Source organism: Microvirga sesbaniae, from assembly GCF_025460805.1.
Lineage (GTDB): Bacteria > Pseudomonadota > Alphaproteobacteria > Rhizobiales > Beijerinckiaceae > Microvirga > Microvirga sesbaniae.
Genome location: NZ_JAMXFJ010000018.1, coordinates 1 through 21,111 on the forward strand (window position 1 = coordinate 1; position 21,111 = coordinate 21,111).

Below are 21,111 nucleotides of genomic sequence, written 5' to 3' on the forward strand. Positions count from 1 at the left end.
CATCCAGGTCGAAGCGCAGGCCGCCGACCGTGATCGAGTCGTTCGTGTTCCAGCCGTAGCCGGCGTTCACACCCACGTAGAAGCCCGTCCAGGTGAACACCGGAACAGCAGCAACGATCGGAGCCGGAGCGCGGCGGGAGGGAAGGTCAGCAGCCAGAGCGCCCGTGGCGAGGCCGAGCAGAGCAACCGAAGAGAGGAGAATCTTTTTCATTGGTCTTGGTCCGTCCGTTAGAAGGATGTGACGCAGCTTGTAGCCGAGACTTGCCCCTGCGTCTGTCACTTTCCTGCCACAGTTGGGGCGAGAAGCAAAGCTTTTCCGACGCGCAGCCGTCGGGGTTCTGAAACGACCCCGCCGCCGGCGCATCCAAGCCATCCACCGCCCAAACTGGCGATGCGAATAATGCTTATCTATCAGACGGTTATATCCATGCGAAGCTCGGGCGGCCGTGCCTGACGCAGCGGTAACCGATCATTGACCATATCTTCGGGAAGGGTCGCAAGACCAAGGCGGAACGATGGTTAATCCCGCTTCAGCCATAATTGAAGGGCGTGCGTGACCCGGTCGGGCTGCTCGAGCGTCGACATGTGTCCGGCCCCGGGAACCACGACGAGCGAGGCCCATTCGATCATCTCGGCCATCTCGCGGGCGATCTCGACCGGCGTGACGGCGTCGCCTTCGCCGACCAGCACCAGGGTCGGGATCTCGATCACCGGGAGCGAGGTTCGGGAATCAGGCCGCGCCATGATCGCCCGTTGCTGCCGGATGTAAGCCTCGGCACCGGTTTCGCGCATCATCTCCAGCAGGACGGCCTGGAGGTCCGCGTCGCCTCTCCGGTCCGGATGGACCAGGCGAGGCCAGAGCACGGCATGGATCTCCTCGAATCGCCCGGCCTGGGCCAGTGCGATCAACCGCTCGCGGTCCTGGCTCGCCTCAGGGGTGTCCGGCCGAGCGCTCGTATCGAGCAGGGCAAGCCGCTCCACCCGGCCCGGCGCCTGGCGCATGACCTCCATGGCGATGTAGCCGCCCATGGAAAGCCCAGCGAGGGCGAACCTGTCCGGAGCAGCGCGGAGGAGCCGCGACGCGATGGCGGCAATCGAATCATCGAGCGTATGGTCGGCCACGACGATCGTGCGACCGGCCCCGAGGGCGGCGATCTGGGGCTCGAAGAGCCGGGCCGTGCAGGCCAATCCGGGAATCAGAACGAGCGATTCTGCCATCCAAACCTTCCTTTTGTTGCCTTCCGGCAAGTTTCCCTGGATTGACAAGCGCATAGCTTATCTTATGGTCCGGCCACTCCTCAACTTGAGCAAGAGCCTCAGGTGAAACCAGACACGCGCCTGTTTGTTGCCGTAGAGCGCGGCCGGCACTTTTAGAGCGCGCCCAGCCCTCAACGGTAATTATCATTCATGTCGTTCGCCGAACTCGGACTTAGCGATAAAGTTCAACAGGCCGTAGCAAGCGCCGGATATACGGAACCGACGCCCATCCAGGCGCAGGCCATCCCACACGTCCTCTCCCGTCGCGACGTGCTGGGCATCGCACAGACCGGCACGGGAAAGACGGCAGCCTTCACGCTCCCGATGCTGACCCTGCTCGAATCCGGCAGGGCCCGGGCCCGCATGCCGCGCACGCTGATCCTCGAGCCGACCCGCGAGCTGGCCGCCCAGGTCGAGGACAACTTCGACAAGTACGGGATCAACCATCGCCTCTCGGTGGCCCTGCTGATCGGCGGCGTGTCCTTCGGCGACCAGGACGCCAAGATCACCCGCGGCGTCGACGTGCTGATCGCGACCCCGGGCCGGCTGCTGGACCACTTCGAGCGCGGGAAGCTCCTGCTCACCGGCGTCGAGCTTCTGGTGATCGACGAGGCCGACCGGATGCTCGACATGGGCTTCATCCCGGATATCGAACGGATCGTGAAGCTCGTTCCGTTCACCCGCCAGACCCTGTTCTTCTCCGCCACGATGCCGCCCGAGATCCAGCGTCTGGCAGACGCCTTTCTTCACAATCCGGTGAAGGTGGAGGTTGCCCGCGCGGCCTCGACGGCCTCGACGATCACGCAGCGCCTGGTGGCCACCGGGCGCGAGGATTACGAGAAGCGCGAGACCCTGCGCGACCTGATTCGGGGCGCCACGGACCTGCAGAACGCCATCGTGTTCTGCAACCGCAAGCGCGACGTGGCCGTTCTTCACCGCTCCTTGCAGAACCACGGCTTCAGTGCTGTCGCCCTCCACGGCGACATGGACCAGCATGCCCGCATGGCGGCCCTCGACAGCTTCCGCACGGGAGAGACCCCTCTCCTGGTGGCGAGCGACGTGGCGGCCCGAGGCCTGGACATTCCGGCGGTCAGCCACGTGTTCAACTACGACGTCCCGCACCACGCCGAGGACTATGTCCACCGGATCGGCCGTACGGGCCGGGCCGGCCGGAGCGGCCAGTCCTTCACGCTGGTGGGACCGGGCGACGAGAAATCCCTCGCGGCGATCGAGAAGCTGATCGGCCAGCCGATCGAATGGCAGGGCCCGACGCTCGCCGAGCGTCCGCCGTCAGAAGGTTCGTCCCGCCGCCGCGGTGCGCGCGGCGAGGAGCGCTCACGAGGGCGCAAGGTCAAGGTGCGCTCGTCGGAACGCAGCCGAGGGCCTTCGGAAGAACGGCGCGAGGAGGCTCCCGCCCCGCGTGCGGCCCAGGCTCCCCGCGAGGAGCAGCAGAGCCGCCGGCCCCGGCAGGATCGCGGCGAGCGGTTCGCGGACCGGAGCCATCAGGGGCGCTCGCGGCGGGACGACGATGGGGACGAGAAGGTGATCGGGCTCGGCGATCACGTGCCGGCCTTCCTCATGCGACCGGTCCTGGCCAAGAAAGCCAAGTAAGGCGGCCCCCCTTGAGCGGCGCACCGTTCGGGACCCTGCCTCGATCGCTTGGCCGGATGGTCACCCCGGCGTCATCACCGGCCCGTACGATCCACCACCCCGTCATCACCGGGCTTGTCCCGGTGATCCCGGTCGGAAGAGCGCCGAGCCTCACCGCATCGGGATGGCCGGCACAGGGCCGGCCATGACGGGGGAGCATTTCGATCCATTCCGGGAGTGGCGCGGGCCTCGAGCATCGCATGTGAAATGGGGACCCACTTTCGGGATCGATGCTCCACTCTTGGCTGGGCTCCTGGCTGGCGCATCGTTCGGGTCACGAGCGTGGCCCGCTTTCGTCCGCGCGATGCGCTAGGCGACCGGCTTCGAGGCTTTCCTACGGGAATTCTGCCCCGGGGCCGGCCTGCCGGCTTTGCGAAGCTTGGGGGCTTTCGCCCGCCGGGCGGCCGCCAGGGCCATGGCCCCGAGTTCAGCCGCTTCGTCGGGATCGTCAAGGGCCGATTCCGGCATTCGCCAGTAGCTCGTGAGCGTCGTCCGGCCGTCGCGGGTCTGGAAGGTGAAGGGCCGGGACCCCTGGTCACGGAAGAAGCCGACGCTCTCCTCGTCGACCTTGAGATAAATCTCGTCGGACGCCACCAGGGCGAACATCAGCTCGCCCTGATACACCCCCTGCCCGCCGAACATGCGGCGGATGGAAACGGGCCCGAGACCGCGGAAGATGTCCCGGACGTCCTCGGCATCCATGGATCACCCGGCCGATTGGAGCGCCGCCGGCGTGGCGGGCGTGATCGCCACCGACTCGCCGCAGCCGCAGGCCGAGGTCTGGTTGGGGTTGTTGAAGACGAACTGGGACGACATCTTGGTCGTTTGGAAATCCATTTCCGTGCCGAGCAGGAACAGCACGGCCTTGGGGTCGATCAGGACGGTCACGCCCTTGTCCTCGACCACCTCGTCGAGCGGGTTGACGCTCTCGGCGTATTCCATCGTGTAGGACATGCCGGCGCAGCCGCCGTTCTTGACGCCCACGCGGACACCCACGATGGGGCGCTCCGCCTTGCCGATGATGTCCTTGACGCGGTTGGCGGCCGCGTCGGTCAAGGTGACGACCTTGAATCCGGGTAGTGCCATTGGCCTTCTCTCCTGGCGGCCGGGTTCAAGGCCCGGGCAGAACGAGTTCGATCCACCATAGATAAGAGCTGAAACGTCAAACGTCGAGACCGTTCAGGGTTGCCCGAACGGCCGAGGTCGACCATATCGGGGCCATCCCCTTCCCGCCCCCCCGACAGTCCGAGGAGAGCAGATGCCGCATCACACGCCGCTGATATCAACCATTGTCGTCGGCCTCGTGTTGGCATTCGCTCTTGGCGCCGTAGCGCACCGCTTCCGTCTTTCCCCCCTGATCGGATACCTCCTCGCGGGCGTCCTCGCCGGCCCCTTCACCCCCGGCTACGTGGCCGACCAGGGACTGGCCAACCAGCTGGCCGAAATCGGCGTGATTCTCCTGATGTTCGGGGTCGGCCTTCACTTCTCCCTGAAGGACCTCCTGTCCGTGAAGGCCATCGCGATCCCGGGCGCGGTGGTCCAGATCGCCAGCGCGACCGCCCTCGGCATCGGGCTCGCCTGGCTGATGGGCTGGAGCATCGGCGCCGGCCTCGTGTTCGGGCTGGCGCTCTCGGTGGCCAGTACGGTCGTGCTGCTGCGCGCCCTTCAGGAGCGCCGGCTCGTGGAGACCGAGCGCGGCCATATCGCGGTCGGATGGCTGATCGTCGAGGATCTGGCCATGGTCCTGACCCTCGTGCTCCTGCCCGCCTTCGCGGAAGCTGCGTCGAGCGCCTCCGCGGATCTCGAATCCATCGTGATCTCGCTCGGCATCACCCTCGGCAAGGTCGTGGCTTTCGTGGCGATCATGCTGATCGTCGGTCGCCGGGTCATTCCATGGATTCTCCACTACGTGGCCCATACGGGTTCCCGCGAACTGTTCCGCCTCGCGGTGCTCGCCATCGCGCTCGGTGCGGCCTTCGGGGCGGCGGAGCTGTTCGGCGTGTCGTTCGCTCTCGGGGCCTTCTTCGCCGGGATGGTCCTGAGCGAGTCGGAGCTCAGCCACCAGGCGGCGTCGGAAACACTGCCCCTGCGCGATGCCTTCGCGGTGCTGTTCTTCGTCTCGGTCGGCATGCTGTTCGACCCGATGATCCTCATCAACGACTTCGGCCCGGTTCTGGCGACCTTCCTGATCATCGTCGTCGGCAAGTCGCTCGCCGCCTTCGCGATCGTCCGGCTGTTCCGCCACCCGAACGCGACCGCGTTGACGATTGCCGCGAGCCTCGCGCAGATCGGCGAATTCTCCTTCATCCTCGCGGGCCTGGGCGTCGAACTCGAGCTTATGCCCGAGAAGGGGCGCGATCTGATCCTCGCCGGCGCCATCCTGTCGATCCTGACCAATCCCTTCCTGTTCAGCCTGCTCGACCGCTGGTCGTCGAAAAGGGAGGCCGCCAGGGCGCAGGCCACGGCGGACGCCGCTGCGGCCGAGCAGGAGGCCCTCGCGGCCGAAAGGGCGGCCGCAGCCGCCGCCCGGGAACCTCTCCCCGTCACGCCCCTGACGGATCACGTGGTGCTCGTGGGCCACGGCCGGGTCGGGAAGTTCATCAGCGCAAAGCTGGCATCGTCGGGAACGCCGTTCCTGGTCGTCGAGATGGACAAGAACCAGGTGTCCGATCTGCAGAAGGACGGCCAGGCGATCATCATGGGCAACGCCGCCGATCCCGATGTGGCGGCGGCCGCCAACATCAGGGCGGCACGCTGCCTTCTCATCGCGATCCCGGACGCCTTCGAAAGCGGCCAGGTGGTCGAGCAGGCCCGGACGATCAATCCCGACCTGCCGATCATCGTGCGCGTGCATTCCGCGGCGCAGGAGGAGCATGTGGAGAAGTACGGCGCCACCAGGGTGGTGATGGGCGAGCAGGAAATCGCCCGGGCCATGTTCGCGGCCGTACCCGATGCCCCGCGCGAGCCGGTCCTGTCGTCCGTCCAGGAGGCCGACGAGACCGCCGACGAGCATCAGGACGCCGACACGCCGGTGCGTCACTCAGACGATGCCGGCACCGGCCCGTCCGAGCCGGCGCCTTCGCGCCAGCCCGCCCATCAGACGGAGCATTGAGGCCCACAGAATTCGGGCGCAGGAAACGGGTCGGAAACAGTCGCCCCATCGGCGATCCCAGTCCCGAGCATCACGCTCATGAAGGAAAGGGATTTCTGTGACCACGCTCATGAACAAGACCGCGATCGTGACCGGAGCGAGTTCCGGGATCGGCCGCGCGACGGCCAGGCTGTTTGCCCGAGAGGGCGCGAACGTCATCGTTACGGCAAGGCGATCCGACGCCCTCGAGGCTCTCGTCGGCGAGATCGAGAAGGATGGCGGACGAGCCGTTGCTGTTCCCGGCGACATCAGGGACGAGGCTCTGGCTGAGGCGCTCGTCCAAACGGCGATCCGGCATTTCGGCGGGCTCGACATCGCCTTCAACAATGCGGGCACGAACGGCGAGATGGGCCCGACGCCGGGCCTGTCGCTCGCCGGCTGGCACGACACGCTGGCGATCAACCTGACGGCGCCCTTCCTGGGGGCGAAGCATCAGATCCCGGCGATGCTCGACCGGGGCGGAGGCTCTCTCATCTTCACCTCGACCTTCGTCGGCTACACGGCCGGAATGCCGGGCGTGGCCGCTTACGCGGCCAGCAAGTCCGGCCTGATCGGGCTCACGCAGTCGCTCGCCAGCGAGTTCGGGCCGAGAGGGATCCGTGTGAACGCCCTGTTGCCCGGGGGCACCGACACGCCCCTGGCCGAGGCCTGGGTCGGCACGCCCGAGGCGCTGGCTTTCGTGGAGGGCCTGCACGCCCTGAAGCGGCGGGCGCGCCCCGAGGAGATCGCCCGATCGGCGCTCTACCTTGCCTCGGACGCCTCCAGCTTCACGACCGGAACGGCGCTCCTCGTCGACGGGGGCGTCTCCATCAATCGGACGTGACGCCCCGGCGCTTCGAAAACGCAAATGGCCGGGACGAGCCCGGCCATGACGTGCTGATCTGACAAGGGAGGCCCGCCCGGCCTACCACATGTCGAGGGCCACCCGGGCCTCGTCGGACATGCGGCTCTGGTCCCACGGCGGATCGAACACCATGCTGACCTTGACGCTCTGAACGCCCTGGACCGTGGACACGGCGTTCTCCACCCAGCCCGGCATCTCGCCGGCGACGGGGCAGCCCGGGGCCGTCAGGGTCATGTCGATGGCAACATTGCGGTCGTCGTCGATATCGACCCGATAGATCAGGCCGAGCTCGTAGATGTCGGCCGGGATCTCCGGATCGTAGACGGTTTTCAGCGCCGCGACGATGTCGTCGGTCATGCGGTCGAGCTCTTCCGGCGGAATCCCTGAGCCGGGGGACACCTGCGGGGCGTTGGTCGGAGATAGATCGTTCACAGGTCAATCCTCACGCAAACAGGGCTTCCGCCTTCTGCAGGGCATCCGCCAGCTTATCGACTTCTTGCATGGTGTTGTAGAGGCCAAAGGACGCGCGGCAGGTCGACGTGGCGCCGAAGCGCTCCAGGAGCGGCATGGCGCAGTGGGTGCCCGCCCGAACCGCGACGCCCTGCCGGTCGATGACCGTGGCGACGTCATGAGCGTGCGCGTTCTTCATCTCGAAGGACAGGATCGCGCCCTTTCCCCGGGCCCGGCCGATGATGCGCACCGAATTCATGGCGCCGAGGCGCTCGTGGGCATAGGCCGAGAGCGCCGCCTCATGGGCCTGGATGTTCTCCCGCCCGAGCTGCATCATGAACCGCAGGGCCGCATCGAGGCCGATGGCCTCGATGATCGGGGGCGTGCCCGCCTCGAACCGGTGCGGCGGGTCGTTGTAGGTGATCGCATCCTGGCGCACTTCGCGGATCATCTCGCCCCCGCCCGAGTAGGGCGGCAGCTTCGCGAGCCATTCGCGCTTGCCGTAGAGCACCCCGATGCCGGTCGGCCCGTAGACCTTGTGGCCGGTGAACACATAGAAATCCGCATCCAGATCGCGCACGTCGACCTGCAGGTGCACGGCGCCCTGGGCGCCGTCGATCAGGACCGGCACCCCATGGGCGTGGGCGATGCGCACGATCTCCTTCGCGGGCGTCACGGTGCCCAGCACGTTCGACATGTGGGTGATGGCGACGATCTTGGTCCGCGGCGTGAAAAGCTTCTCGAACTCCTCGACGAGGAAGTTGCCCTCGTCGTCCACCGGCGCCCACTTGATCACCGCCCCCTTGCGCTCCCGCAGGAAGTGCCAGGGAACGATGTTGGAGTGGTGCTCCATGATCGACAGGATGATCTCGTCGCCTTCCCCGATGCCGAGGCGCCCGAACGAATCCGCCACGAGGTTGTAGGCTTCCGTGGCCGACTTGGTGAAGACGATTTCATCGACGGACTCGGCGTTGAGGAATTCCCGCACGGTCTCACGCGCGCGCTCGAATCCCTCGGTCGCCACGTTCGCCATGTGATGGAGACCGCGATGAACGTTGGCGTAGCCGGTCTGCATCGTGTTGACCATGGCGTCGATCACCGCGCGCGGCTTCTGGGCCGACGCGGCGTTGTCCAGGTAGACCAGCGGCTTGCCGTAGACCTCTTGCGCCAGGATCGGGAACTCCGCCCGGATCGCTTCGACGTCATAGGGCTTCACAGGTGCGTTCATTGCCAGTTTCTCTCCACCACCGTCATCGCCGGCCTTGTGCCGGTGACCCCGATGATGAGATGCGCTGTGCCCCACCGGATCGGGATGGCCGGCACGAGGCCGGCCATGACGCGTTGAGTTCCTTTACGCCCGAGCCTTCAGCCAGCTCTCGACCGTCTCGACGAGAGCCTCGCGGGCGGTCTCGTTCTCGACGAACTCCAGCGCCTCGCCCAGGAAGGCCTGAACCAGGAGGCTTTCGGCATCCTTCTTCGGCAGACCGCGGGCCATGAGGTAGAACAGGAGGTCCTCGTCGAGCTGGCCGCAAGTGGCGCCGTGGGCGCACTGCACGTCGTCGGCGAAGATCTCAAGCTCCGGCTTGTTGTTCATGGAGCCGCCCTCCTCGAGGAGGAGCGCCGCCGACATCATGCGGCCGTCGGTCTTCTGGGCATGATGCGGAACGATGATCTTGCCCTGGAAGACCCCGGTCGCCTCGTTGTCGATCACGGTCTTGAACAGCTCCCGGCTTTCGCAATGGGGAGCGCCGTGCTCGACCACGAGGGTCGAGTCGCCGTGCTGGGAACCCTTCAGCATCGTCGCACCGTTGACGCGCAGGTTCGTGTTCTCACCGTTCAGAACGGCGAAGACCTGGTGCCGCGAGGTCGCGGCACCCGCCACCACGTTGATGCTGTTGAAGATGGCGTCGCCGCCGATCTTGGCTGCCAGTGTGGACAGAGCCAGTGCCTTGTCGCCCTCGGCGTTGACGCGCACGTGCTGAACGTTGGTGCGGTCGCCCGCGATCAGCTCGACCACGTCGTTCGGCTGATGGTTGGCCCCGTCGGTGCTCTCGTGCGTCTCGAGAAGGGTCACGGACGCGTCCTCCTCCACGACCACGAGAACGCGGGTCGCCGTGGCGACGGCCGAGCTCGCCGCCGTCACGAAGCGGAGGTGAAGCGGGGTCGCGACCGGACCGGCGATCCGGATCATCACCCCGTCGGCCATGAAGGACGTATTGAGCTGATAGACCGGATTGTCGTTCGCCCAGGGCACGGGGCTCAGATGCGCGAGCCAGTCGTGGCCGTTCGCCAGCGCTTCGGCCATGGGCACGATCTCGACGTTCTCCGGCAGGCCGTGGAAATCCACCGCGTCGCGAACGAAGTGGCCGTTCACGAACGGGACCTGCAGAGCCTCGACTCCCTTGAGCGCCTTCGCACCCTCGAGAGCGGACCTCGCCTGGTCGGCCGACGGCGCGCCGGCGAAGGGCGCGACCTCGCGCAGGAGCGTCCGCAGATCGGTGTACTTGAACTCCTCGACCCGGCGGTGCGGAAGACCGCGCGAATTGAACTGCTCGAAGGCCTGAGCCCGCGACTCCCCGGTGCCGGGAAGCGTCGTCTTGGCGCTCTCGAAGGCCTGCGCCAGCGCGGTTTCCGCCGGCGTCTTCATGAGAGTGACGTCAGCCATGTTACGCGGCCTCGGTTTCACGGTAGTCGGCGTAGCCGTTCGCCTCGAGCTCGAGCGCGAGCTCCTTGCCGCCCGACTTCACGATGCGCCCTGCATGCATCACATGGACGGTGTCCGGCACGATGTGGTTCAGGAGGCGCTGGTAGTGGGTGATGACCAGGAAGGCACGGTCGGGCGAGCGGAGCGCGTTCACGCCCTCGGACACGATGCGCAGCGCGTCGATGTCGAGGCCGGAATCGGTCTCGTCCAGGATGCAGAAGGACGGCTGGAGCAGCGCCATCTGCAGGATCTCCATGCGCTTCTTCTCGCCGCCGGAGAATCCGACGTTGAGGGCGCGCTTGAGCATGTCCTTGGGGATTTCGAGCTGCTGGGCGGCGGCGTTGACGCGCTTGATGAAGTCCGGCGTGGTCAGCTCCTCCTCGCCGCGCGCCTTGCGCTGGGCGTTGAGGGCGGCCTTCAGGAACGTCATCGAGGCGACGCCGGGGATCTCCAGCGGATACTGGAAAGCCAGGAACACGCCCGCAGAGGCGCGCTGGTCCGGCTCCATCTCCAGAAGGTTCTGGCCGTCGAGCAGGATCTCGCCGTCGAGGATCTCGTAATCCTCCTTGCCGGCGATCACGTAGGACAGGGTCGACTTGCCCGAGCCGTTCGGCCCCATGATGGCAGCCACCTCGCCCTTGTTCACGGTGAGGTTGAGGCCGTTGAGAATGCGCTTGTCCTCGATCTGGACGACCAGGTTCTTGATTTCGAGCATTTGAGTATTCCGTTGTTTGCGCGTGGATGGCCGGATCCGGTCCGGCCATGACGGGCTTTGAAGCGTTCGCGTCGCGCCCGGGCTTCCGCCCTCGGCATCCACGTCCCGTTTCCTGAATTAACCGACCGAGCCTTCCAGCGAGATCGAGATCAGCTTCTGCGCCTCGACAGCGAACTCCATGGGGAGCTGCTGCAGCACGTCCTTCACGAAGCCGTTCACGATGAGCGCCGTCGCCTCCTCTTCCGAGAGGCCGCGCTGCTGGCAGTAGAACATCTGATCCTCGGAGATCTTCGATGTCGTCGCCTCGTGCTCGAACACCGCGGAGGCGTTCTTCGACTCGATGTAGGGCACCGTGTGCGCGCCGCACTGGTTTCCGATGAGGAGCGAGTCGCAGTTCGTGAAGTTGCGCGCGCCGGTCGCCTTGCGGTGAGCCGACACGAGGCCGCGATAGGTGTTCTCGGACTTGCCCGCCGCGATGCCCTTCGAGATGATCCGGCTCGTGGTGTTCTTGCCCAGATGGATCATCTTGGTGCCGGAATCGACCTGCTGCTTCCCGTTCGACACGGCGATCGAGTAGAACTCGCCGCGCGAGTTGTCGCCGCGCAGGATGCAGGACGGATACTTCCAGGTGATCGCGGAGCCGGTCTCGACCTGCGTCCAGGTGATGACCGAGTTCCGGCCGCGGCAATCGCCACGCTTCGTCACGAAGTTGTAGATGCCGCCCCGGCCTTCGGCGTCGCCCGGATACCAGTTCTGGACCGTCGAGTACTTGATCTCGGCATCGTCGAGGGCGATCAGCTCGACCACGGCGGCGTGGAGCTGGTTCTCGTCGCGCTTCGGAGCCGTGCAGCCCTCGAGATACGAGACATAGGAGCCCTTGTCGGCGATGATCAGCGTCCGCTCGAACTGGCCCGTGTTCTTCTCGTTGATGCGGAAATAGGTCGACAGCTCCATCGGGCAGCGCACGCCCGGCGGGATGTAGACGAACGAACCGTCCGTGAAGACGGCCGAGTTCAGGGTGGCGAAGAAGTTGTCCGTCACCGGCACGACCGAGCCGAGATACTGGCGCACGAGGTCCGGATACTCCCGGATCGCCTCGGAGATCGGCATGAAGATCACGCCCGCCTTGGCCAGTTCCGCCTTGAAGGTCGTGGCGACCGACACGCTGTCGAACACCGCGTCCACGGCGACCCGGTTCGTCGGCTCGACGCCGGCCAGGATCTCCTGCTCGCGCAGGGGAATGCCGAGCTTCTCGTAGGTCTTGAGGATCTCCGGATCGACCTCGTCCAGGGACTTCGGCGCCGGGTTCTTCTTCGGGGCCGCATAGTAGTAGATGTCGTTGTAGTCGATCTTGTCGTACGAGACCCGCGCCCAGTTCGGCTCCTTCATGGTGAGCCAGCGCTTGTAGGCGTCGAGCCGCCACTGGAGCATCCACTCCGGCTCGCCCTTCTTGCCCGAGATGAAGCGGATCACGTCCTCGGAGAGGCCCTTCGGGGCCTTTTCCATCTCGACTTCGGTCTCGAAGCCGTACTTGTACTGATCGACGTCAATCAGACGAACCTGATCGATCGTTTCCTGCACTGCAGGCATTCGTCTCTCCCACCGCTCACGGCTTCAAGGGCCGCGGGTTGATGACATGGAAACCGAACCGGCCCATCAGGCCGCGCTCGCCTTCCGCTTATATAAGGTGCCCACCACCCTTTCGCACGCCTCCGCGAAGCGGATCACGTCCTCTTGTGTGGTCGTCCACCCCAAACTCACGCGCAAAACGCCTTCGGCCAAGGCGGGCTCGACGCCCATGGCGTCCAGCACATGCGATCGCTTGACCTTTCCGGACGAGCAGGCCGAGCCGGAGGACAGGGCCACGCCTGCCAGATCGAAGGCGATCAGCGCCGTCTCGGCCCTGAGGCCGGGTATGGCAAAGGCCAAGGTATTAGGCAACCTTTCCGCAGCGGAAGACACAACAAGTGCGTCGGGGGCGATCCGCCGGACCTGCGCCTCGGCCTCGTCCCGCAGCTCCCGCAGCCGCCGGGTTTCCTGCTCGAGGCTCGCCAGCGCCAGCTCGGCCGCAGCGCCGAAGCCCGCGATGGCCGCCACGTTCTCGGTGCCGGCCCGGAAACCCTTCTCCTGGCCGCCGCCACGGATCAGCCGTTCGGCGACCTCCACCTGGTCCGAGGCCAGAATCACCGCCCCGATCCCCTTGGGACCGCCGATCTTGTGCCCGGAGAGCGTCATCGCATCGACGCCCAGCTCGACCAGGTCGACCCGGACCTTGCCGGCCGCCTGAACCGCATCGGTGTGGATCAGTCCGCCATGGTCGTGGACCAGCCGGGCCGCCTCGGCCACGGGCTGCACCACGCCGGTCTCGTTGTTGGCAAGCTGGACCGACACGAGAACCCGCCCGTCGCCCGCCTTCTCCAGGTGGGCCCGGAGCCAGGCCAGATCAAGGACGCCGTGCCGATCGACCGGGATGGTTTCCACCACCTCGACCGGGAAGCGGTGGCCGTTGAGCACGCAAGGATGCTCAGCCGCGCCGACCAGGAGCCTCTTCGCCCCGTCCTGCCCCAAACGGCGCAGGCCCGGGGTCAGGACGAGATTGGCCGCCTCGGTCCCGCCGCTCGTGAAGACGACGTTCTTCGCCTTGGCGCCGACAAGGCCCGCCACCGTTTCGCGGGCTTTCTCGATCTCGGCCCGGGCGGCACGCCCCTCCGCATGGACCGACGAGGCATTCCCCGGAAGCTGGAGCGCGCGCAGGACCGCCTCGGCCACCTCAGGCCGTACGGGCGAGGTCGCGTTGTGGTCCAGATATGTGCGCTGGCCGGAAGCCATAGCTGCTTGGAGCCTCACGAAATTCTTGCAATCGACCCTGGTTGCCGTGCTAAAGCACCGCAACCACATCTGTCCCAGGTTTCTCCCCATGGCCCTCGCTGCCGGGCCCATGAAACATTGGAACAATTTAGAATAGTTCTAAGGATCCTTTTATGAGGAACCGCGGCCTGGAGTCAAGGTCGCCCGCTGTTTTCCCCCTCCTGATGGAGGGGCGCTCAAGAGGTTCGCGTACATGCCTGAAGTCATCTTCACGGGTCCTGCCGGTCGCATCGAGGGACGTTACCAGCCTGCCAAGGAGAAGGGCGCGCCCATCGCCATCATCCTGCACCCGCACCCGCAATTCGGCGGGACGATGAACAACCAGATCGTCTACAACCTGTACTATGACTTCGTGAAGCGCGGCTTCTCGGTGCTGCGGTTCAACTTCCGCGGCGTCGGCCGCAGCCAAGGCGCCTTCGATCACGGCCAGGGCGAACTCTCCGACGCCGCCGCGGCTCTCGATTGGGCCCAGGCCATGAACCCGGACGCCCGCGCCTGCTGGATCGCCGGCGTCTCCTTCGGCGCCTGGATCGGCATGCAGCTTCTCATGCGCCGCCCGGAGATCGAGGGCTTCATCTCGATCGCCGCCATGGCGAACCGCTACGACTTCTCGTTCCTCGCCCCCTGCCCGTCCTCCGGCCTGTTCGTTCACGGCTCGGAGGACCGGGTCGCACCGGTGAAGGACGTGGTCAGCGTGATCGAGAAGGTGAAGACGCAGAAGGGCGTGAAGCTCGAGCACGCGGTGATCGACGGCGCCAACCACTTCTTCGACGGCCGCGTGGACGAGCTGATGGTGGCCGTGGACGAGTATCTCGACAAGCGCCTCGGCACCACCGAAGAGGCCGCCTGACGCGGTTCCGCTCACCGAACAGCAAAGAGAAACGCGATGAACGCGCCACGTTCCGAATTCCTGAAGGTGCTCACCGAGCGGGGCTTCATTCACCAGACCTCCGATTTCGAGGGGATCGACGCGGCTGCGCTCGAGAACCGGCTGACCACCTATGTGGGCTATGACTGCACGGGCCCGTCGCTCCATGTGGGGCACCTGCTGTCGATCATGATGCTGCACTGGCTCCAGAAGACCGGGGCCGGCAAGCCCATTACCCTCATGGGCGGCGGCACCACGCGGGTGGGCGATCCGTCCGGCAAGGACGAGAGCCGCAAGCTCCTCACCGTCGAGCAGATCGAGGCCAACAAGGAGAGCATCAGGACGGTCTTTTCCCGCTTCATCAGCTTCGGCGAGGGCAAGACCGACGCCATGATGGCGGACAATGCCGAATGGCTGACCAAGCTCAACTACATCGAATTCCTGCGCGACGTGGGCCGGCACTTCTCGGTCAACCGGATGCTGTCCTTCGACAGCGTGAAGCTGCGCCTCGACCGCGAGCACGAGCTGTCGTTCCTGGAGTTCAATTACATGATCCTCCAGGCCTACGACTTCGTGGAGCTCAACAGGCGGTACGGCTGCGTGCTGCAGATGGGCGGCTCGGACCAGTGGGGCAACATCGTCAACGGCATCGATCTCGGCCGCCGTCTCGGCACGCCGCAGCTCTACGCCGTCACCTGCCCGCTCCTGACGACCGCTTCGGGCGCCAAGATGGGCAAGACCGCGTCCGGGGCCGTCTGGCTCAACGCCGACATGCTGAGCCCGTACGATTACTGGCAGTTCTGGCGCAACACCGAGGACGCCGACGTCGCCCGCTTCCTGAAGCTCTTCACCATCCTGCCCATGGACGAGATCGCCCGGCTCGAGGCCCTTCAGGGCGCCGACATCAATGAGGCGAAGAAGGTTCTCGCAACGGAAGCGACGGCCCTCCTCCACGGCCGCGAGGCGGCGGATCTGGCGGCCGAAACCGCGCGCAAGACCTTCGAGCAGGGCGCGCTGGCCGAGACCCTGCCGACGGTCGAGATCGAGACCCGGCTGCTCGAGGCGGGCCTCGGCGTCCTGGCTGCCTTCGGGCCCGATTACGCCAAGCTCGTGCCCTCCTCGAGCGAGGCGCGCCGGCAGGTGAAGAGCGGCGGCCTGAGGGTGAACGACCAGACCGTCTCGGACGAGCGCGGCACCCTGGGCCTTTCGGACGTGACCGCGGAGGGCGTGATCAAGCTGTCGTTCGGCAAGAAGAAGCACGTGCTCCTGCGCGCCGTCTGATCGATCGCCCCCCCGGTCGCGCGAGGCGGCGCCGGACCCGAGCCGGGATGCTCGCCTCCGGGTCCGCCTCGGGGTAGGCAACGTCCGTCGAACCTGCCAGAGAATGGCGTCTGCTCATGAGGGCCCCGTCTTGACCCGCTCGGAGCGCCTGCTCGAACTCCTGCAAACGCTGCGTCGCCACCGGCGCCCGGTGAGCGGGAGGTCCCTCGCGCAGGACCTCGGCGTCAGCCTCCGGACGCTCTACCGGGACATCGCCAGCCTGCAGGCACAGGGGGCCAGCATCGAAGGCGAGCCGGGGATCGGCTATATCCTCAAACCCGGCTACATGCTGCCCCCGCTGATGTTCTCCGATGACGAGATCGAGGCGCTCGTCCTGGGGTCCCGATGGGTTGCCGAACGGGCCGACGGCCCCTTGGCGGCCGCGGCCCACAATGCGCTCGCCAAGATCGCCGCGGTCCTTCCGGACGATCTGCGCCGCAGCCTCGATGCCCCGCCTCTCCTTGTCGGTCCCGGCCAGCCGATCGCCGAAGACATCGTGGACGTCGCGGCGATCAGGACATCGATCCGGTCGGAGCGCAAGCTCCTGATCCGCTACAAGGACGGCGCCGGCAACGCCACCGAGCGGACGATCTGGCCCGTGGCCCTGGGCTATTTCGACCAGGTGCGAGCCGTCGTTGCCTGGTGCGAGCTGAGGCAAGGCTTCCGGCACTTCCGCACCGACCGGATTGCAAGCCTGACGCCCACACAGATCCGCTACCCGCGCCGGCGCCATGCCCTTCTGAAGGATTGGCGGGCCGCCGAGGGCATCCCGGCCCCGGCCTGATCACTGCTGCCGGAATCTGACAGCATGGTGTCCTAGAGTTCTCCGCGTTGCATCCAACGGAGACCAGACGTGCCGACCCCCAACTTCATCCTCCTCTACGTGGACAGCCCTGCCGCCAGCGCCGACTTCTACGGCGAGCTGCTTCAGCGCAAGCCTGTCGAGGCCTCGCCGACCTTCGTCCTGTTCGCCCTCGGGTCCGGCCTGATGCTCGGCCTGTGGTCGCGGCACACGGTTCAGCCCGCGGCGGCAGCGCCGGGCGGTGGCGCCGAACTCGCCTTCCCGGTCGAAAGGGACGCGGACGTCGACGCGACATGCGCGGCCTGGAAGGCCCGCGGTCTGTCGATCCTTCAGGAGCCGACCGTCATGGATTTCGGCCGAACCTTCGTGGCCCTCGACCCGGACAATCATCGCCTGCGCGTCTTCGCTCCGGCGGCCCGATAGGAAAGGGACATCATGACGAGCTTCTGGATGGCGATCGCCTCCGCCGAGCATGTCCGGCGGGGCCGGTCAGAAGGCTTCATGCAGGTGTGTCACGGCAAAGCCGCCCCCTTGCGGAGGATCAAGCCCGACGACGGGATCATCTATTACTCACCGACCCTGACCTTCGGCGGCCGTGAACGGCTGCAGGCATTCACGGCGATCGGGACCGTCCATGGAAAGGAGACCTACCGGTTCGACATGGGGGGCGGCTTTAGCCCCTATCGCCGGGACGTGGTCTGGGCGGAGGCCCGGGACGCACCGATCCATCCGCTGCTGGGCAGCCTCGACTTCACGGCCGGGCGACCGAACTGGGGGTACCGGCTCAGGTTCGGCCTGCTGTCGATCAGCGAGCGCGATTTCGACCTGATCGCCGCAGCGATGCAGCGCGACACGAGCTCCGCCGCCTCCGGGCCGATCCAGGGGCCGTGACGGGCAGAGGTCTCTTTTGGCAAGACATTCGCGCGCCTTCCGGCGGAGTGTTCCGCCGAACGCCGCGACGATCAGCGTTCCGGAACCGTCGGCAGGGACCCTGTCTGCGGTTCCACATTCGCCCCCACGCCGAAGAGCTTGCGCAGGAAGCCCGGCGCGACGGCCGACAGAGGGTTGACCGTCAGGGACGGAGCGCTGGCCTGGCCGTTGAGGCGGAAATTGACCGCGAACAGCCCCTCGTTCTGGCCGCCGCCCAAGAGCGGCCCGAAGAGCGGGACCTGGGCGAACACGTTGTTGAGGCCGTACGCCGGCACGAAGGTACCGGCGATGTCGAGCCGGTCGCGGGCGTAATCGATGAAGCCACCCAGGGTGAATCCGATCTGGTTGCCCCAGATCGCGGCATCCTTGAAGTCGAGCCGGCCGGCATTGCGGGTGAATTCGAGTCGGGCCTTGGTGAACTGCACCTCGTTCACATCCACCCGGACGTTCTGCGGGTTGCCGGCCCGATCCTGACCGGCGATGATCTGAGTCTGAGTGGGAATGATCCGGCGAAGGGCGGGCTCGTTGACCAGAGCGAACGAGTGCAGGATCACATGGCCGGCCTGCGGACCGTCGCCCGTGGCGAGCTGGAGGATGAGGTCGCCGCCGGACATGCGCCGGTAGACGTCGGTGAAGCGCAGAAGCGAACCCGCATCCTGCGCCTGGAGGATCACCACCGGGCCGCCGGGATCCGGCAGGGTCCGTCCGATGATGTCGGTCGCGCCGAGGCGTCCCTTCATGTCGAGCTGGCGCAGGTTGTCCTTGCGCACCGATGCCTTGATCACCGCGTTGGTGATCGCCTCCTCGTTGTAGCCGGTCAGGATGTTGAGGTTCAGGTCGAGGTCGAAGTCCTTGCTGTCCTTCTGCCCGGCCCCGTTCCGCCCCGACGGGCCCGGGGTGGCGGAGCCCGCCGCGCCACCCTTCAGGAACGGGCGGGCATCGCCCACATTGCCGCGGATCGCGACCTTGTAGACATTGCCGGAGCGTTCGATCTGCGCGCGCATGTCATCGCCGGGCGAGAGCTTGAAGGTCGAAAGCTCGGCCTTCTCCAGGCTTCCTTCGGCCGAGAGCGTCGCATTGCCCTTCAGCTGGACGGTGCCGCTGTCGAGCTGCAGATCCCTGATCTCGTCGGTCGGTCCTTCGACGAAGGTGAACGTCAGCTTTCCGGGCCGTCCGGCCGGCTTCACCCAACCGGGGATCAGCTGATCCACGGCGGCCTTTGCAAGATCGGCTTCGACCAGGATGGTCGATGGAGCCGAAGCCCCGAGAGGGAGGCTTGCCTTGAGCCCGACCGTTCCGGTCAGCTGGGAGCCGAAGGACAGCCCTCGCCTGCCGCGTGCCGCCTCGTCGAGGGAGAACGCCACGCTCGCCTGGCCGCCCTGCCGGTTCTTCTGCAGATCGATCACGGCCGCGCTTCCGGCCAGCTTGCCGTCGCCTTTGACGACGAGGTCGCCCCGGTCGTAGGCGATCGTCAGATTGGCGCCTTCGAGACGATCCTTGCCGAAGAACTTGTCGACGGCGAAGTCGCTGACGAGTCCCGTGACCTTCAGCGGCAGGTCGGCGAAGGCCGGGATATGGCTGACGAGAAGGCCGATCCCGACCCGCAGGTCCGTCCTGCCCTTCATGGTGGCGGGATCGATGTTGAACCCGGCGATTTCCTTGATCTGAGGCTCCAGCAGCAGCGCTCCGAGCCCGTCGGCACCGCCCGTCAGGCGGAAATCGATGCGGGCCAGCCCCTGATCGTCCCAGTAATCGTCCAGGATGAACGCGCCGTCGGAGGCATCCAGCGCATGGTTGCCCGCCATCTGGACGAGCCCGGAGGATGCACGGACGGCGACCTTGCGGCCCGTCACATGGCCGGTGACGTTCATGCCCGAGATCGGCGGCAGGCCGTCCGCCACCTGAAGAACGCCATCGGAGATCGTGAAGTCGATCTTCAGGGAATCGTCCGGCGTCGGGCCGCCCGTGACCGCCTTCTCGATATCGGCCCCGGTCATCGCGACCTTGAGATCGATGGCGTCCAGCCGGCCCGCCTTCAGGTTGGACACGAGGAACCGGCGGACCGGAGGCGCAACGGCCTCGGGCCAGATGCGAAGAGCCGAACGGATGTTCGTCTTCTCGGCCCGCACATCCAGATGGAGCCCCTTCGGATCCGCCGTGGCCCCGATAAGGCCGCTGATCCGAGCCGAGAGCTCCGGTCCCTTCAGCGTCAGGCTGTTGATCCGGACCCCGTCCGGCCCGGAGAGATCGGCGGAGAACTCGCCAACCTGGAGGGGCCGGTCTCCGGCCGCCGCACCGGACCAGACGAGATCGCGACCGCCGAGCGACAGGCGCCAGGGCTTGCCCGAGACAGGTGTCGCGAAACGCCCCTGCAGGAGCAGCTTCGTGTCGCCGCCCTTCAGGGAGAGTTCCTGCAGGTCGAGCGCCTTCTCGGCCTCGTTCCATTGAGCCGCGATGGTCGCGCGTTCCACCGGGAAGGGCGAGGTGTCCTTGTCTTCGATCTGGAACGTGCCGGCATTGCTCTCGAGCCTTGTCCTCAACTCGGTGATGCGCCCCTGCGCATAGGCAATGTCGAAACGGCCGGAGAATTCGAGATCCGTGGTCGCCGGCAGTTCGGAGGCGCCGGCGAGCAGCACGATGTCCTTGATCGGCACTTCCTTGGCGACCACCCCGGCCCGGTAGGCGCCATCGCCCTCCACGACGGCGTCGCCGTCGAGTTGCCAGGGTCCCTGATCGCCTTCGACGGTCGCGGCGAACCGCCGTCCGCCGCCCGCAGTCCGGTCGAAAGCCGCGTCCACGCGCTGGAACCGCGCCCGTTCGCGGCCGTCCGCGTCGACGAAGACGAGGCGGGCATTGGTCAGCTCGGCCTGGCCGAGCGCGTTGAGGACGCTGCCCGGGCCGACGATGAGGTCGAGCAGCGAGCCGACCACACCCGAGACGGGGGACGGTCCATCGGAATCGCGGGCCAGGGAGGCCGCCGCTTCCTTGGACGGCTCCGACGGGACCGGCGGCGGACCCGCCTCGACCTCGCCGGCCTGCACGGGCGAGAAGGCGAGCGAGCCGTCCCGGTTGACCAGGACGCGCAACTGCAGGTCCCGCACCTCGATGGCCCTGGGCTGAAGGTTGGCGGTCAGCAGAGACATGAGGTCGACGCTGAAGATCGCATAAGGCGCCCGCAGCACGAGGTCGCCGCCGGGCGCCCGAATATCGAGGCCGTTCGCCCTCAGGGCCGGCGAGCCGTCATGAAGCTCGATGGCAGTATTCCGTAGCGTTACGTCCCAGCCTGGCCCAATGCGGGCCGCCAGGGCCCCCGCGACCCGTTCCGGCAGGCTCCCGAAGCTCATGGGAGCCGCGGAGAGACGCAGGTAAAGCAGACCCATGGCAACCGCCACGAAGACGACAAGGCCGAGCTTCACATAGAGAGTGCCACGAAGAACGCGCTTGAAAAGGCTCCGTTTGACCGGGTCTCGCCGGGACAACGTAGGGCGGAATGGCAGCTTCATTCTTGTGACGTAGGGCAATCCGGTTCTTGCGCTCGGGCGCTTGTCAGGG

At 66.5% G+C, this 21,111-nt stretch carries 18 protein-coding genes and 1 pseudogene; 8 read left to right on the forward strand and 11 right to left on the reverse strand.

The window, feature by feature from the left end; all coding sequences use genetic code 11:
- A pseudogene (locus tag OCW50_RS21515) lies at window positions 1-211 on the reverse strand (hypothetical protein); the annotation flags it as partial.
- Between the two features lie 308 nt (window positions 212-519).
- Window positions 520-1,218 (reverse strand): alpha/beta fold hydrolase, encoded by a 699-nt coding sequence (locus OCW50_RS21520; protein ID WP_262298888.1) that lies wholly within the window; start codon window positions 1,216-1,218, stop codon window positions 520-522.
- A gap of 189 nt (window positions 1,219-1,407) precedes the next feature.
- On the opposite strand from OCW50_RS21520, the gene OCW50_RS21525 reads away from it, so the two are divergent.
- A complete protein-coding gene (locus OCW50_RS21525) occupies window positions 1,408-2,868 on the forward strand; it encodes a DEAD/DEAH box helicase (RefSeq protein WP_262298889.1) in 1,461 nt (486 codons plus the stop codon).
- Between the two features lie 348 nt (window positions 2,869-3,216).
- On the opposite strand, the gene OCW50_RS21530 is transcribed toward OCW50_RS21525, so the two are convergent.
- Window positions 3,217-3,609, reverse strand: a complete 393-nt coding sequence (locus OCW50_RS21530; protein ID WP_262298890.1) for a TfoX/Sxy family protein — start codon at window positions 3,607-3,609, stop codon at window positions 3,217-3,219.
- A 3-nt stretch (window positions 3,610-3,612) separates the two neighbouring features.
- Window positions 3,613-3,993 (reverse strand): HesB/IscA family protein, encoded by a 381-nt coding sequence (locus OCW50_RS21535; RefSeq protein ID WP_262298891.1) that lies wholly within the window; start codon window positions 3,991-3,993, stop codon window positions 3,613-3,615.
- A 172-nt stretch (window positions 3,994-4,165) separates the two neighbouring features.
- Here OCW50_RS21535 and ybaL point away from each other — a divergent pair, with 172 nt between their 5' ends.
- Entirely contained in the window at window positions 4,166-6,019 is a 1,854-nt protein-coding gene (ybaL, locus tag OCW50_RS21540) for a YbaL family putative K(+) efflux transporter (protein ID WP_262298892.1), read from the forward strand.
- Window positions 6,020-6,116: 97 nt separating this feature from the next.
- On the forward strand, window positions 6,117-6,881 hold the full coding sequence (locus OCW50_RS21545; protein WP_262298893.1) for an SDR family oxidoreductase: 765 nt from the start codon (window positions 6,117-6,119) through the stop codon (window positions 6,879-6,881).
- Window positions 6,882-6,962: 81 nt separating this feature from the next.
- Here OCW50_RS21545 and OCW50_RS21550 read toward each other — a convergent pair whose 3' ends face one another.
- The 6 genes from OCW50_RS21550 to OCW50_RS21575 all read right to left on the reverse strand — a co-directional run bounded on the left by OCW50_RS21550 (window position 6,963) and on the right by OCW50_RS21575 (window position 13,600).
- On the reverse strand, window positions 6,963-7,259 hold the full coding sequence (locus tag OCW50_RS21550; protein ID WP_371823118.1) for an SUF system Fe-S cluster assembly protein: 297 nt from the start codon (window positions 7,257-7,259) through the stop codon (window positions 6,963-6,965).
- Window positions 7,260-7,344: 85 nt separating this feature from the next.
- Entirely contained in the window at window positions 7,345-8,580 is a 1,236-nt protein-coding gene (locus tag OCW50_RS21555; protein WP_262298894.1) for a cysteine desulfurase, read from the reverse strand.
- 123 nt (window positions 8,581-8,703) lie between these two features.
- Window positions 8,704-10,017 carry a Fe-S cluster assembly protein SufD gene (gene sufD, locus OCW50_RS21560; protein WP_262298895.1) on the reverse strand — a complete coding sequence of 438 codons (1,314 nt, stop codon included), beginning with the start codon at window positions 10,015-10,017 and terminating at the stop codon, window positions 8,704-8,706.
- Window position 10,018: 1 nt separating this feature from the next.
- Window positions 10,019-10,771 (reverse strand): Fe-S cluster assembly ATPase SufC, encoded by a 753-nt coding sequence (gene sufC, locus OCW50_RS21565; RefSeq protein ID WP_262271714.1) that lies wholly within the window; start codon window positions 10,769-10,771, stop codon window positions 10,019-10,021.
- A 117-nt stretch (window positions 10,772-10,888) separates the two neighbouring features.
- On the reverse strand, window positions 10,889-12,361 hold the full coding sequence (sufB, locus tag OCW50_RS21570) for a Fe-S cluster assembly protein SufB (protein ID WP_262271715.1): 1,473 nt from the start codon (window positions 12,359-12,361) through the stop codon (window positions 10,889-10,891).
- Between the two features lie 66 nt (window positions 12,362-12,427).
- Window positions 12,428-13,600, reverse strand: a complete 1,173-nt coding sequence (locus tag OCW50_RS21575; RefSeq protein ID WP_262271734.1) for a cysteine desulfurase family protein — start codon at window positions 13,598-13,600, stop codon at window positions 12,428-12,430.
- A 232-nt stretch (window positions 13,601-13,832) separates the two neighbouring features.
- On the opposite strand from OCW50_RS21575, the gene OCW50_RS21580 reads away from it, so the two are divergent.
- The 5 genes from OCW50_RS21580 to OCW50_RS21600 all read left to right on the forward strand — a co-directional run bounded on the left by OCW50_RS21580 (window position 13,833) and on the right by OCW50_RS21600 (window position 17,520).
- Window positions 13,833-14,489, forward strand: coding sequence for an alpha/beta hydrolase (locus OCW50_RS21580; RefSeq protein ID WP_173945208.1), 657 nt, complete (start codon window positions 13,833-13,835; stop codon window positions 14,487-14,489).
- A gap of 36 nt (window positions 14,490-14,525) precedes the next feature.
- Window positions 14,526-15,788 (forward strand): tyrosine--tRNA ligase, encoded by a 1,263-nt coding sequence (gene tyrS / locus OCW50_RS21585; protein WP_262271716.1) that lies wholly within the window; start codon window positions 14,526-14,528, stop codon window positions 15,786-15,788.
- Between the two features lie 130 nt (window positions 15,789-15,918).
- Window positions 15,919-16,611, forward strand: a complete 693-nt coding sequence (locus OCW50_RS21590; protein WP_262271717.1) for a helix-turn-helix transcriptional regulator — start codon at window positions 15,919-15,921, stop codon at window positions 16,609-16,611.
- 69 nt (window positions 16,612-16,680) lie between these two features.
- Window positions 16,681-17,052, forward strand: a complete 372-nt coding sequence (locus tag OCW50_RS21595) for a VOC family protein (protein ID WP_262298896.1) — start codon at window positions 16,681-16,683, stop codon at window positions 17,050-17,052.
- A gap of 12 nt (window positions 17,053-17,064) precedes the next feature.
- Window positions 17,065-17,520, forward strand: coding sequence for an EVE domain-containing protein (locus OCW50_RS21600; RefSeq protein ID WP_262298897.1), 456 nt, complete (start codon window positions 17,065-17,067; stop codon window positions 17,518-17,520).
- A 71-nt stretch (window positions 17,521-17,591) separates the two neighbouring features.
- On the opposite strand, the gene OCW50_RS21605 is transcribed toward OCW50_RS21600, so the two are convergent.
- Window positions 17,592-21,062, reverse strand: coding sequence for a YhdP family protein (locus tag OCW50_RS21605; RefSeq protein WP_262298898.1), 3,471 nt, complete (start codon window positions 21,060-21,062; stop codon window positions 17,592-17,594).
- Window positions 21,063-21,111: the final 49 nt, after the last annotated feature.

Bases quoted from the DNA above. Each gene is read 5' to 3' on its own strand.
- ybaL (WP_262298892.1), top strand. From the start codon at position 4,166: ATGCCGCATCACACGCCGCTGATATCAACCATTGTCGTCGGCCTCGTG.
- OCW50_RS21535 (WP_262298891.1), bottom strand. From the start codon at position 3,993: ATGGCACTACCCGGATTCAAGGTCGTCACCTTGACCGACGCGGCCGCC.
- OCW50_RS21575 (WP_262271734.1), bottom strand. From the start codon at position 13,600: ATGGCTTCCGGCCAGCGCACATATCTGGACCACAACGCGACCTCGCCC.
- tyrS (WP_262271716.1), top strand. From the start codon at position 14,526: ATGAACGCGCCACGTTCCGAATTCCTGAAGGTGCTCACCGAGCGGGGC.
- sufD (WP_262298895.1), bottom strand. From the start codon at position 10,017: ATGGCTGACGTCACTCTCATGAAGACGCCGGCGGAAACCGCGCTGGCG.
- OCW50_RS21605 (WP_262298898.1), bottom strand. From the start codon at position 21,062: ATGAAGCTGCCATTCCGCCCTACGTTGTCCCGGCGAGACCCGGTCAAA.
- OCW50_RS21525 (WP_262298889.1), top strand. From the start codon at position 1,408: ATGTCGTTCGCCGAACTCGGACTTAGCGATAAAGTTCAACAGGCCGTA.
- OCW50_RS21600 (WP_262298897.1), top strand. From the start codon at position 17,065: ATGACGAGCTTCTGGATGGCGATCGCCTCCGCCGAGCATGTCCGGCGG.
- sufB (WP_262271715.1), bottom strand. From the start codon at position 12,361: ATGCCTGCAGTGCAGGAAACGATCGATCAGGTTCGTCTGATTGACGTC.
- OCW50_RS21530 (WP_262298890.1), bottom strand. From the start codon at position 3,609: ATGGATGCCGAGGACGTCCGGGACATCTTCCGCGGTCTCGGGCCCGTT.
- sufC (WP_262271714.1), bottom strand. From the start codon at position 10,771: ATGCTCGAAATCAAGAACCTGGTCGTCCAGATCGAGGACAAGCGCATT.
- OCW50_RS21520 (WP_262298888.1), bottom strand. From the start codon at position 1,218: ATGGCAGAATCGCTCGTTCTGATTCCCGGATTGGCCTGCACGGCCCGG.
- OCW50_RS21550 (WP_371823118.1), bottom strand. From the start codon at position 7,259: ATGACCGACGACATCGTCGCGGCGCTGAAAACCGTCTACGATCCGGAG.
- OCW50_RS21555 (WP_262298894.1), bottom strand. From the start codon at position 8,580: ATGAACGCACCTGTGAAGCCCTATGACGTCGAAGCGATCCGGGCGGAG.
- OCW50_RS21580 (WP_173945208.1), top strand. From the start codon at position 13,833: ATGCCTGAAGTCATCTTCACGGGTCCTGCCGGTCGCATCGAGGGACGT.